Origin of the sequence: Curtobacterium flaccumfaciens, assembly GCF_051548005.1 — a bacterium.
In the GTDB taxonomy this organism is placed as follows: Bacteria; Actinomycetota; Actinomycetes; order Actinomycetales; family Microbacteriaceae; genus Curtobacterium.
Genome location: NZ_JBPUGH010000104.1, coordinates 1 through 12166, shown reverse-complemented (window position 1 = coordinate 12166; position 12166 = coordinate 1). Strand labels below are relative to the sequence as shown.

General features: G+C 71.6%; 11 protein-coding genes. 6 read left to right on the top strand and 5 right to left on the bottom strand.

Annotated elements, in window-relative coordinates; genetic code table 11:
- From ACSW7Y_RS12270 to ACSW7Y_RS12255, 4 genes are all read right to left on the bottom strand, one after another.
- Positions 1–1503 (bottom strand): ABC transporter permease (locus ACSW7Y_RS12270; RefSeq protein ID WP_438126554.1); only part of this gene is annotated, 1503 nt, incomplete at its 3' end.
- Positions 1504–1590: 87 nt separating this feature from the next.
- Positions 1591–2310, bottom strand: a complete 720-nt coding sequence (locus tag ACSW7Y_RS12265) for a glycosyltransferase (protein WP_438126553.1) — start codon at positions 2308–2310, stop codon at positions 1591–1593.
- Positions 2307–3665 carry a PIG-L family deacetylase gene (locus ACSW7Y_RS12260; RefSeq protein ID WP_438126552.1) on the bottom strand — a complete coding sequence of 453 codons (1359 nt, stop codon included), beginning with the start codon at positions 3663–3665 and terminating at the stop codon, positions 2307–2309. The genes ACSW7Y_RS12265 and ACSW7Y_RS12260 overlap by 4 nt, the downstream gene beginning before the upstream one ends.
- A complete protein-coding gene (locus ACSW7Y_RS12255; RefSeq protein WP_438126551.1) occupies positions 3662–4705 on the bottom strand; it encodes an acyl-CoA dehydrogenase in 1044 nt (347 codons plus the stop codon). Before ACSW7Y_RS12255 ends, ACSW7Y_RS12260 begins: the two co-directional genes overlap by 4 nt.
- Positions 4706–4832: 127 nt before the next feature.
- Between ACSW7Y_RS12255 and ACSW7Y_RS12250 the strand changes: the two genes are divergently transcribed.
- The 5 genes from ACSW7Y_RS12250 to ACSW7Y_RS12230 all read left to right on the top strand — a co-directional run bounded on the left by ACSW7Y_RS12250 (position 4833) and on the right by ACSW7Y_RS12230 (position 9551).
- Positions 4833–5573 (top strand): response regulator transcription factor, encoded by a 741-nt coding sequence (locus ACSW7Y_RS12250; RefSeq protein WP_438126550.1) that lies wholly within the window; start codon positions 4833–4835, stop codon positions 5571–5573.
- An 11-nt stretch (positions 5574–5584) separates the two neighbouring features.
- Positions 5585–7117, top strand: a complete 1533-nt coding sequence (locus ACSW7Y_RS12245; protein WP_438126549.1) for a sensor histidine kinase — start codon at positions 5585–5587, stop codon at positions 7115–7117.
- 269 nt (positions 7118–7386) lie between these two features.
- Positions 7387–7902, top strand: coding sequence for a 50S ribosomal protein L10 (rplJ, locus tag ACSW7Y_RS12240; RefSeq protein WP_290131240.1), 516 nt, complete (start codon positions 7387–7389; stop codon positions 7900–7902).
- Positions 7903–7953: 51 nt separating this feature from the next.
- Positions 7954–8337: a 50S ribosomal protein L7/L12 gene (gene rplL / locus ACSW7Y_RS12235; protein WP_290131241.1), complete on the top strand. Its 384-nt coding sequence runs from the start codon at positions 7954–7956 to the stop codon at positions 8335–8337.
- 296 nt (positions 8338–8633) lie between these two features.
- Positions 8634–9551, top strand: a complete 918-nt coding sequence (locus ACSW7Y_RS12230) for a hypothetical protein (protein WP_438126548.1) — start codon at positions 8634–8636, stop codon at positions 9549–9551.
- Positions 9552–9722: 171 nt separating this feature from the next.
- Here the strand turns inward: ACSW7Y_RS12230 and ACSW7Y_RS12225 are convergent, their stop codons facing one another.
- A complete protein-coding gene (locus tag ACSW7Y_RS12225) occupies positions 9723–11144 on the bottom strand; it encodes an amino acid permease (RefSeq protein ID WP_438126547.1) in 1422 nt (473 codons plus the stop codon).
- Between the two features lie 202 nt (positions 11145–11346).
- On the opposite strand from ACSW7Y_RS12225, the gene ACSW7Y_RS12220 reads away from it, so the two are divergent.
- A partial coding sequence (locus ACSW7Y_RS12220; protein ID WP_438126555.1) for an ABC transporter transmembrane domain-containing protein occupies positions 11347–12166 on the top strand: 820 nt, incomplete at its 3' end.

Genomic DNA, 12166 nt, shown 5'->3' with positions numbered 1-12166 from the left:
GAGCCGGCTCGCGCGCCATCCGCCGAGCGCTCCGGCGAGGAGACCACCGAGGACGGCGAGGCCGATGGCGAGGAGGATCACCTCGACGGTCACGGGCGCGTGCAGCACGACGTCCGACGTGCTCGCTGTGGTCCCGCCGCCGCCGAAGCCGCCGGCCGGGGCACCGCCGGTGGTCCCGCCGCCTGCTGCCCGGGTCGCCGCGCCGCCGGGGAACCCGCCGCCGACACCGCTGCGCGTCGACGTCGAGGCGCTCGCCGAGACGGTCGGTGCGATGACGTTCACCACGAGGATGCCGACGAGTCCGGCCACGGCGCCGATCACGCCACCGATGAGCCCCTGGACGAGCGACTCGCCCGCCACCTGCCGGGTGATGCGGCCGTTCGACCAGCCGATCGCCTTGAGCGTGCCGAACTCCCGTGTGCGTCGTGTGACGCCGGAGATCGTGAAGAGGATCGCGATGAGGAACGCCGCCGCGAGGACGACCACCGACAGCCACGTGCCGAGGTTCGAGACGAGCGTGGACGCGGTGCTCAGCGAGCCGGAGACGCTCGACGCCAGGTCGGCCTCGGTCGAGACGGTCGCGCTCGACAGCTTCGACTGCAGCGCGGTCTTGATCGTGCTGACGTCGGACGAGGACTCCGCGGAGACGTAGATGGAGGTGACCTTGCCGTCGAGGTCGGCGAGGGACTGTGCGGTGTCGAGCGGCACGTACGTGTTCGACCCGGTGGTGCTCGACGAGCCGGTCGAGGCCACGATGCCGATGACGGTGAACTTCGTGCCGCCGATCTCGAGGGTGTCCCCGACGGTCTTGTCCTCGCTCTTCGCGTAGGAGCTGTCGAGCACGACGACGTCCTTGCCGGCGTCGGCCGACGTGAACGTCCGGCCCTTCGTGGTCTCGGTGCTCGTGAGGGGGCCGACCGTGTCGCCGGAGACCGGGATGCCCGTGACGGTGAAGGAGTCGACGGTGAACGAGCCGCCCCCGAAGCCGCCGCCCTCGCCGCCGCTCGGCGGACCCTGCTGCGTGCCGCTGTCGCCGGAGCCAGTGCTGCTGCTGCTGCTGGACGAGCTGCTCCCGCTGCTGTTCTGCTGCACCTGGCCGGAGAACGTCGTGTCCTCGAGCGTGAGGACGCCGGTGGCCGCCTTGACCCCGGCGGTCGACGTGACCGTGGAGAGGTTCGACGCGTTCAACGTGCTCGTCCCGCGGGCGACCGCGAGCCGGGACTGCGAGAGGTCCGTCGATCCGCTGTCGCTGCCCGAGCGGCTGCCGAAGTCGAACGACGGCCGTCCGGTGCTCGACGACGACGGCTGCTCGGTCTTGGTGACGGTGATGTCGGTGCCGACGCCGTACACGGACGACAGGACGCTCGACTGCGCGGTCTTCACCCCGCTCGCGATCGACGACACGATGACGACCAGGGCGATGGCGAGCGCCATGCCGACGGCGATGATGACCGTCTGCTTCCGACGGTTCGTGAGCTCGCGCCTGAGGTAGGTCAGGAACATGGTTCTCCTCGGTGTTGGGGACGAGGAGACCGTAGGGAGGCAGTCGATGAGCCGCGCTGCCGGATCCCAAGAAGATCCGATGAAGCCTCAGCCGGCGCTGCCGTACGTGACGCGGAGGTGCTCGGCGTAGCCCCCGGGCGTCCGACCGACGAACCGTCCGCTCGTCACGACCGGGAACGCCGTCGTCGCGCGGACGTCGAGACCGAGGGCCCGCGCCCGCTCCACGAGCCGCACGTCCTCGTGCTCGAGCACCGGGTCGAAGCCGCCGAGCGCGCGGTGGGCGTCGGCCCGCACGCCGAGGTTCGCGCCGTGCACGTGACCGAGCGTCGCACCGGGCGGGTGGGCGAGCCGCCACCTCGCGAGCACGGCCGGCTCGAGGTCCCCGGGCTCCGGGACGACCGCCCCGACGAGCACGTGCGCCCCTGCGGTGAGGGCGTCTGCCTGCTGGACGAGCCACGACGCGTGCACCCGTGAGTCCGCGTCCGTGTGCGCGAGCCAGTGCTCGGCGTCGGGCCCGCCACGGAGGAGGGCGTGCCGGACGCCGAGGCTGCGCGCCCGGCCGACCCCGACCGGTGCGGTCACGACGACGTCGAGCGAGGTCGTGCGCCAGGTCGCGTCCGCGACGACACGGGCGTCCACGACCTCCGCGGTCCGGTCCGTGCACCCGTCGAGGACCACCGTGACGCCGACCTCGACGGCGGGCCGCTCCCGGTGGAGCACACGCACGGCGGCCGCGAGCGCGTCGACACAGGCGGCGATGCTGTCCTCCTCGTCGTGTGCGGGGACGACCACGTCGAGGCGCGTCACCGGACGAGCCCCTCGGTCCTGGCGACCGAGGACACCGCGGGGCCGGCCAGGACGCTCAACACGAAGTCCTCCTCGACGTGCCGGACGAGCGCGGGGCGGGGCCACCGCTCCACCAGACGCGCGTCGACGGTGTCGCCGTCGCTCACCGCCTCGTCGTCCGGGTGCCGCCAGTGGCAGGCGACGAGGACCCCGTCGTCGTCGAGCGAGTCCAGGACGCGGTCGATCGTGCGGTCGAGGTCCGCAGGTGTCAGGTAGTAGCCGATCTCGGACAGCACGACGAGGTCGAAGCGTCCGCCGGGCCACTCGTCGGGGAGCGCCGCCCGGACGAACCGCGCCCTCGGCGCACGGACCCTGGCACGGGCGAGCGGCGCTTCGGAGATGTCCGTGCCGAGCACCTGGTCGGCCCGTTCCGTGAGCGCAGCGGTGAGCACCCCGGTGGCGCAGCCGAGCTCGAGGGCGGACCGGTACCGCTCGCGGGGGAGCGCGGCCACCGTCACCGCACGCTTCCGACGCTCGTACCACGAGCCGTCGAAGTCCCACCCCTCGGGCTTCCGGGCGTAGTGCGCGTCGAACGACTCCCGGGACCGGGACACCGGGGCAGTGTCCACCGCGAAGAACCACTCGGTCTGCCGGAGGTGGTGCGCGGCGTGCCGCTCGTCCACGATCGCCTCGTCACCCGGGGCCGACGAGAGCGGCCGGGTCTGCGACGGGTACGCGTCGAGCGCGGCGCGCTTCCGGTCGAGCACGTCCGACGACAGCGCCAGTGCGCGGGCACGGTCCCAGGGTGCGGCGGAGGCGTCCGGGTCGTCCCAGTGCCAGGTCCAGATCGGGTACTCCAGCACGGTCACGTCGTCCCGGTCGGCGGCGACGGCCTTGACCACCTCACCCGCGATCCGGTGGTCCCGGTGGCCGTCGCCGCGCCACGGAGCCACGAGCAGCACCCGACCGCCAGCGGCCACGAGGCGGTCCTCCAGTGCTGCACGGAGCACGTCCCGGTGCTCCCGGACCTCGCCGTCGGGCACGCCGAGCGAGGTCGTCTCGGCCGCCGGGTGGAGCAGGCGCAGCGCGTCCCGGAACTCCGCGTCACGTCGCTGGGCGAGTTCGTCGGGTCGCGCGGTCGGGGAGTCGGGGTGCGAGCGCTCGCCGCGGGTGACGAGCACGACCGTGACGGGCAGCCCCCGGCCCGCGGCCGTCGCGATGAGACCCCCGGCGCCGAGCGTCTCGTCGTCCGGGTGCGGGGAGACCACGAGCACGGTGCCGAACCCGCCGAGGTCGAGGGGCTCCGCGCGGACCGTGTCGAGGAAGGTCGTCCACCGTGCCGGGTCGGTCCCGGGCTCCCGGTGGTCGAAACTCACCACGCGACACCGCCGCGCTCGAGCACCGCACGGCCGACCCGGGCGAGATCGCGCGCGCCGTGGTCCTGCAGCACGTAGAGCTCGAGGTCCGCCACGCGCGCAGCGACCGCGGGGTCGGCGGTGAGCGGCGCCGGGCCGATCGCCCTGACGACCCGCTGTCGGACGGCGTCGACCGCGCGCCGCACCCGGGACCGCACGACCTGCGCCTCGAACGACCAGTCGACGCCGACCTCGCCCGAGCCCGTACCGGACGCGGCGTCGATCCGCGCGGCCGCGTCGGCGAGGGCGTCCTCCGCGTCCGCGAGGTCGGCGACCGTCGCACCCAGCGCCGCCTGCAGGAGCTCGGACCCCGGTCGGGACGCCGCGAGGGACCGGAGCACGCGGGCGAGCCCGACCGCACCGCCCCACCAGCACGCCGCGACGCCGATGCCGCCCCACGCGAACCCCGGACGGGTGAGGTACCAGCCCGGTGCCCCGACCGGCGTCGCCCGCACCGCGTCGAGGTCGACCGGTCCGCTCGGCACGTCCGGCATGCCACGCGCGACCCAGGCCTCGTCGTGCACCGTCACCCCGCTCTGCCGGAGGTCGACCGCGAACAGCTGCCGCTCCTCACCGACGTGGGCGGTGACGAGCGCGTGCGAGAGCGACGACGCGAGCGAGCACCACGGCTTGGTCCCGGACAGCTCGACGGAGCCGTCGTGGGACGGACGAGCGGTGAGCCGGACGCCCGGTGCCTCGGCGGCGAAGACACCCCACGTCGACCCCTCGGGTGCGTCGACGCCGGCCTGGGCCAGGATGCCGAGCGCGTCGAGGTGCGGCTCGACGGTGCGTGCCAGCGCGACGTCGACCGCTGCGAGCCCCGCGAGCGTGGCGAACACCGGGCCGGACGTCCCCGCCGAGAGCAGCGGGGTCGTGGTGGCGACCGCCTGCGCGACCGCCAGCCGCTCTGCCGGGGGTGCGTCGTGCCTCCAGGCCGGGGGGAGTGCGCCGGACACGTCGACGTCGCGGGCAGCCGCGGACCAGGCAGACGCGTGCAGCATGTGGTCACCGTACGGTTCGTCGCCGGGACGAGTACCAGGGACCGCGCAATCGGACTGATCCGTGATCCACAGACGCCGCATCGGTGGGTCTCAGAGCGCTCATAGGAAACTCTCGATACTCGAGTACGTGACCATCTCCCAGCCTGCCGCAGCCCCGCGCCTCTCGCGTGCCGACGGATCCCCGTTGCGCATCCTCGTCGTCGACGACGAGGCCAGCCTCACCGACCTGCTGTCCATGGCGCTCCGCTACGAGGGCTGGGACGTCAAGAGCGCGAACGGCGGCCAGGACGCGCTGAGCACGGCGCGCGAGTGGAAGCCGGACGCGATGGTGCTCGACGTGATGATGCCGGACCTCGACGGCCTGCAGGTCCTCAGTCGACTGCGGCAGAACAACGACGACACCCCGGTGCTGTTCCTCACCGCGAAGGACTCCGTCGAGGACCGCGTGACCGGCCTGACCGCCGGTGGCGACGACTACGTCACCAAGCCGTTCTCGCTGGAGGAGGTCGTCGCACGTCTCCGCGGACTCATCCGCCGCTCGCAGATCTCGATCGCCGAGGCCGGGGACTCGCGCATCGTCGTGGGCGACCTCGTGCTCGACGAGGAGTCGTACGAGGTGTCCCGCGCCGGTCGGCCGATCGAGCTGACCGCCACGGAGTTCGAGCTCCTCCGCTTCCTCATGCGCAACCCGCGCCGCGTGCTCTCGAAGGCGCAGATCCTCGACCGCGTGTGGTCGTACGACTTCGGGGGCAAGTCCTCGGTCGTCGAGATCTACATCTCCTACCTGCGCAAGAAGATCGACGCCGGCGAGACCCCGATGATCCACACGGTGCGCGGCGTCGGGTACGTCATCAAGCCGACGTCCTGAGGTCCGGCGCAGTGACCCTCCGCCGACGGCTGGTCCTCAGCATCGTCGCCCTCGTCGTGGCCGTCAGCGCGGTGATCGGCGCGGGTAGCATCATCGCGCTCGCGTCCATCCAGACCGGCACCATCGACTCCCAGCTGTCGAAGGCGACCGAGCGCGCGAGCACGAAGTTCGGGCAGGGGCAGCAGGGGCAGGACGGGCAGCGGCCGAACGACGACGCCCTGGCGCCGCTCGGGCAGGCGGCCGGTACGCTGACCGCCTACTACGGCACGGGCGGCGTGGCGGCCGGCATCGTCATCAACGAGGACAGCTCCCGCTCGCAGCTGACCGCCGACGAACTGCAGCGCCTCGGGCAGGTCAAGGTCGGGGTCGAGCCCGCGACGACGGACCTCGGTGGTGCGCTCGGGAAGTACCGGGTCGCGGCCGTGCAGGTCGACAACCCCGTCGTCGGGAACGCCGTCCTCGTGGTCGGGTTGCCGATGTCACCCGTGTACGAGAGCGTCTGGTCGCTGCTCCTCGTGGTCGTGGTCGTCGTGGGGCTCGCGCTCGTCGCCGGGTCCGTGGTCGCCGCCGTCGTGGTGCGGCGCTCGCTCCGGCCGCTCGAACGGGTCGCGGAGACCGCGTCCGCCGTCGCCCGCATGCCCCTCGAGCGCAGCGACGCCCTGCAGGACGTCCGGGTCCCCGACGCCGACCCCCGCACCGAGGTCGGTCGGGTCGGTGCCGCGTTCAACCGCATGCTCGGGCACATCGGCGGCGCGATGCAGGCACGCGAGCGCTCCGAGCAGAAGGTCCGGCAGTTCGTCGCGGACGCCTCGCACGAGCTGCGCACACCGCTCGCGTCGGTCCGCGGGTACGCCGAGCTGACCCGTCGCATGGGAGCCGACCTGCCCGAGGACGTCGTCTACGCGATGAGCCGCATCGAGTCGGAATCGAAGCGCATGACGAGCATGGTCGAGGACCTACTGCTCCTGGCTCGGCTCGACGAGGGCCGGGAGATCCAGTTCGACGACGTCGACCTCACCGGACTCGTCCTCGACGCCGTGAACGACGCGCACGCTGCCTCGCCCGGGCACGTCATCGAGGTCGACGTGCCGGACGAACCGGTCGAGGTGCTCGGCGACGCCGCACGGCTCCACCAGGTGATCGTCAACCTCGTCACGAACGCCAGGACCCACACCCCCGAAGGCACCCGCATCACGGTGGGCCTCGCCCGGGTCGCCGACGGCGTCGACCTCACGGTGCGGGACACGGGGCAGGGCATCGACCCCGAGTTCCTACCGAAGCTGTTCGAACGGTTCGCCCGCGCCGACAGCTCGCGCTCGCGCACGGTCGGGTCGACCGGGCTCGGGCTCGCGATCGTCGACGCGGTCGTGCAGGCGCACGGTGGGCGGGTCGAGGTGACGAGCGAGCCGGGCGACACCGTGTTCACGGTGCACCTGCCCGTCGCGCCGCCGTCGACGGCCGACGGCGGCGCGGCCGACGCGTCGGCCGGTAACGACCCGGCGGACTGGTCGGAGACGCCCGAGGCCGCTCCCGCGACCACCTGACGGACGGGAGGCGCGGTCCGGGCCCGCCCCGCGCCTCCCGTCGGGGGTTTGGTGACGCCCACGGCGTCTGCTACAGTTCTCGAAGCCAAAGACCGCCGGATGTCGCTGCGCTCGCGCAGTGACCGAAGGTCCTCCAACGTGAGGCATCCCGCGCAGGTGTTCCGAACCACTCCCGCCGTTCCGGTGGGGGCAGCTCCGAGCCTCTGTGCGCCGGAGCTTTTTTCGTTCGTGGGCCTGGGGCTACCGGCAAGAAACCCCCAAGGAGAACCATGGCGAACAAGGAAGCTGCGGTCGCCGAGCTCACGGAAGCATTCCAGAGCTCGAACGCCGTTCTGCTCACCGAGTACCGCGGTCTCACGGTCGCGCAGCTCAAGGAGCTCCGCAACTCGATCCGTGAGCACGCCACGTACGCCGTGGTGAAGAACACGCTGACCAAGATCGCGGCGAACAACGCCGGCATCTCGTCGTTCGACGACGAGCTCGCCGGTCCGTCCGCTCTCGCCTTCGTCCACGGTGACACCGTCGCCGTCGCGAAGTCGCTGCGTGCATTCGCCAAGGCGAACCCCGAGCTCGTGGTGAAGGGTGGTTACTTCGACGGTAACCCGCTCTCCGCGACCGAGGTGGACAAGCTCGCCGACCTCGAGTCCCGTGAAGTGCTGCTCGGCAAGCTCGCCGGCGCCTTCAAGGCCTCGCTGTTCGGTGCTGCGTACCTGTTCCAGGCACCCCTCTCGCAGGCCGTCCGCACCGTGGACGCCCTCCGCGAGAAGCAGGAGTCCGCGGCCTGATCAGGCACGCGTTCCACAACCACACCACGCATTAGCAAGTAGGAGAAAATCATGGCGAAGCTTTCGCAGGACGAGCTCATCGAGGCCTTCAAGGAGCTCACGCTCATCGAGCTCTCGGACTTCGTGAAGAAGTTCGAAGAGGTCTTCGAGGTCACCGCGGCCGCTCCGGTCGCCGCTGCCGCCGCCCCCGGTGCAGCTGCCCCGGCCGAGGCTGCTGAGGAGAAGACCGAGTTCGACGTCATCCTCAAGTCCGCTGGTGACAAGAAGATCCAGGTCATCAAGGAGGTCCGTGGCCTGACGTCGCTCGGCCTCGGTGAGGCCAAGGCGCTCGTCGAGACCGCCGACGCCAAGATCCTCGAGGGTGTCAACAAGGAGACCGCTGACAAGGCGAAGGAGACGCTCGAGGGCGCCGGCGCCACGATCGAGCTCGCGTAGGTTCGACCGTTCGGTCACGAAGGCCGTCGCCCCTCGGGGCGGCGGCCTTCGTCGTGTGCGCGGGCGCGGGGGCCGGCTGCGGCGGGCGGCCGCGGGCACGATCTGTCGCTTTCGCGAAAGCGACATTCTGGGCCTGGAAGCCGCCGCTAGCTTGTCGCTTCGGCAGGACGAACGGCTTCGCAGTGCGGTGATCCGTCGCTTTCGCGAGTCCTCCACACCGCCAGGAGGCACGACATGCGATCCACAGATCGGCCTCCGTCCCGCGCGGCCTGCCGTCGAGGCGACAGGGTGCCGCAATGCACCCAGCGAACGCCATCGAGATCCTCCGCACGGATCCGGTCGACCGATCAGCAGCGCGGCACCTCCAACGACGGCAGCACGCGGGACAACTCGTCCGTGTTCGGCACGGTGTCTTCGTCGAGCGGTCCGCGTGGAACGCTCTCGACGCACGATCGCGGTACCTCGTCCGGATGCGTGCCAGTGTGCCGCTCCTCCGTCCCGATGCTGCCTTCGCATTGGACTCGGCAGCTGCGATCCACGGCATCCCGCGGCTCACGCCCTGGCCCGAACGAGTGCACGTCATCGTGCCCTCGCTCGCGCACACTGCGCAACGTGTCGGTCTCACCCTCCATGCCGGGACGACGCGCCTCGACGGCCGGGACTTCCACGGCGTCCCGTTCACCTCCCTCGCGCTGACCGCCGTGGAGCTCGGGCGCCGAGGGAGCCTCTCGGCCGCGGTGGTCGCGCTCGACCATGCGCTCCGTACGGGGGTTCCACCCGAGGACCTCCGAGCGCTTGCGGAGTCGGTCGGGCCGTGGGGCGGGGTCCGAGTGGAGCGCGCACTCGACATCGCCGACGTCCGGCATGAGTCGGTGGGTGAGTCGTACTTCGCCGCGCGTGCAGCGGAACTCGGCTGCCCGGACATGCAGCCGCAGCGCGAGTTCCGAGCCCCGGACGGCATCGTCGATCGGGTCGACTTCTGGCTGCCGGAGCAGGGCATCGTCATCGAGTTCGACGGCCGGGCGAAGTACGAGGACCCGTCGATGCTCCGAGGCAGGACCCCGGCTGAAGCCGTCTGGGACGAGAAGCGTCGCGAAGACCGGGTCCGCTCCCGAGACGGAGTGAACGGGTTCGTCCGCGTCTACTGGGAACACCTCGTGTCGCAGGATCGGCTCCGAGAGCACCTCCGGCAGCACCATGTGCCGTGCCGGTGAGCGACGCGTCGAACCGACAGTTGTGTCGACCCCGGGCTCGGACTGCTCTGCGGAAGCGGCAGAAAGCGAGCTGCGAACCAGACGGTTCTGTCGCTTTCACGGGTCGCCGACGGCCGGCCGGCCGGGTGCGGTGCCCGGCCCGGCGTGCGGCCAGCGCGCGCGCCCGCCGCGTCAGCGCAGCGTGCTGTGGCGGCGGCCCCAGAGCAGGTAGAGCGCGGCGCCGACGAGCATCCACACGCCGAACGCGATCCACGTCCCGGCGCCGAGGAACACCGCGAGCAGCACGCAGCAGAGCGTCCCGAGCACGGGCACGACCGGGAAGAGCGGCACCCGGTACGAGCGCTCGAGGCCGGGCTGCGTGCGGCGGAGCACGATCACGGAGACGTTGACGAGGGCGAACGCCACCAGGGTGCCGATGCTCGTCGCGTCGGCGAGCTCGCCGAGGGGCACGAGGGCGGCGACCACGGTCACGACGATGCCGACGATGAGCGTGTTCGCGACCGGGGTGCCGGTGCGGTGCGAGACACGGCCGAAGACCTTCGGCACGAGACCGTCGCGTGCCATCGTCAGGAGGATGCGGGTCTGCCCGTAGAGGACGGTCAGCACGACGCTCGCGATGGCGATGACCGCGCCGATCGAGAAGACCAGCGCGACCCAGGGCTGCCCGGTGACGTCGACGACGATCCGGACGAGCGACGCCTCGGAGTCCGAGAACGACGTCCACGTGCGCGCGCCGATCGCCGCGATCGCGACGAGGATGTACAGCGCCGTGATGAGCGCGATGGAGCCGATGATCGCGCGGGGGAGGTCACGGCGGGGGTTCTTCGCCTCTTCTCCGGCGGTCGATGCGGCGTCGAACCCGATGTAGGAGAAGAACAGGCGCGAGGCCGCGGCAGTGACCCCGGCGGCGCCCATCGGTGCGAGGGGCTCGAAGTTCCCGGCCCGGAACGCGGTGGAGGCCACGACGACGAAGAACACCAGCAGTGCGATCTTGACGATCACCATGAGGGTGTTCACCCACGCGCTCTCGCGCACACCGGGCAGCAGGATCACGGTGGCGAGGAGCACCAGGACCGCAGCCGGCAGGTTGACGAGGCCGCCCTCGCCCGGCGGGGAGGAGATCGCCGCCGACAGGTGCAGCCCGAACACGCGGAGGGTCTCGTCGACGTACTCGCTCGCACCGACCGCGACGGCCGCGACCGAGACCGCGTACTCGAGGACGAGGCACCAGCCGCAGACCCAGGCGATGCCCTCACCCATGGTCGCGTACGTGTAGGAGTAGCTCGACCCGGACGTCGGCACCGCCCCCGCCATCTCGGCGTACGACAGCGCCGAGAGCAGAGCGGCGACGCCGGCGAGGACGAACGAGATCCAGACGGCGGGTCCGGCGAGCGGGACCGCGGTGCCCAGCACGACGAGGATGCCGGTGCCGAGCGTGGCACCGACGCTGATCATCGTGAGGTGCCAGACCCCGAGGGAGCGGCGCAGCGGTTCGCCGTCGACACCGCGGGCGGCTTCGGCCTGCAGGTCCTCGATCGGTTTGCGGCGGGCGAGTTGCTGCCGGAGGGACACGGGGGACTGCGCGGACGACATGGGACCTCGGGGTGGCCGGACGGGGACGCACGATGGTGACATGCCCCCCGTGCGGGGTCAAACCGGCGTCAGACCGAGCGACGCCCGGAGCTTCGGCCGGCTCCCGTCCGGACGGCGCTCGGAGCCCGGGCAGGCTGCCGACCGGATGTCGTTGCACGGCGGTAGCGTTGCAGGGGTCTGAGCGGGAGGAGTTCGCATGAGCATGGGACACGGCGGGCGCGGTCCACGCCCCGGCGGCCGGATCTCGAGCGGCGACTACTCCGCGCAGAAGGCCGCCAACGCGGAGGCCCCGCGGATCCCTCACCTCCTGCAGCGCATCTCCGGCCTGTTCGTCCCGCACCGCACCTCGATCGTGCTCACGGTCGTGCTCGTCCTCGTCGGCGCTGCCCTCTCGGTCATCCCGCCGCTGCTGACCCAGCGCGCCTTCGACGAGGGGCTCTTCCCGAAGGACGGCGGCGGACCGGACCTCCCCGTCCTCTCCGCGCTGGTGGCCGGGATGGTCGCGCTCTGGATCGCGAGTGCCGGGGTGGGTGTCTGGCAGACGTACCTGACCGCGACGGTCGGCAACAAGGTCATGGGTGCGATGCGGATGCGGCTCTTCGGCCACCTCCAGCGCATGGAGCTCGCGTTCTTCACCCGCACGAAGACCGGGATCATCCAGTCGCGACTGCAGAACGACGTGGGTGGGGTCGCGAGCGTCCTCAACAACACGATCTCCTCGGTCCTCGGCAACACGGTGACGGTCATCGCGGCCGTGGTCGCCATGCTGCTGCTCAGTTGGCAGATGACCCTCGTCGCGGTCGTGCTGCTCCCGCTCCTGGTCATCGCCCAGCGCCGTGTCGGACAGGTCCGCGCCCGGATCGCCGCGCAGACGCAGGAGTCGCTGTCCGACATGACCGCGATCACGCAGGAGGCGCTCAGCGTCTCGGGCATCCTCCTCGCGAAGAGCTTCAACCAGCAGCGCAGCGAGACCCAGCGGTACGGCGACGAGAACCGCAACCAGATCCGGCTCCAGGTCCGAC

Bases quoted from the DNA above. Each gene is read 5' to 3' on its own strand.
- ACSW7Y_RS12255 (WP_438126551.1), bottom strand. From the start codon at position 4,705: ATGCTGCACGCGTCTGCCTGGTCCGCGGCTGCCCGCGACGTCGACGTG.
- rplJ (WP_290131240.1), top strand. From the start codon at position 7,387: ATGGCGAACAAGGAAGCTGCGGTCGCCGAGCTCACGGAAGCATTCCAG.
- rplL (WP_290131241.1), top strand. From the start codon at position 7,954: ATGGCGAAGCTTTCGCAGGACGAGCTCATCGAGGCCTTCAAGGAGCTC.
- ACSW7Y_RS12230 (WP_438126548.1), top strand. From the start codon at position 8,634: ATGCACCCAGCGAACGCCATCGAGATCCTCCGCACGGATCCGGTCGAC.
- ACSW7Y_RS12225 (WP_438126547.1), bottom strand. From the start codon at position 11,144: ATGTCGTCCGCGCAGTCCCCCGTGTCCCTCCGGCAGCAACTCGCCCGC.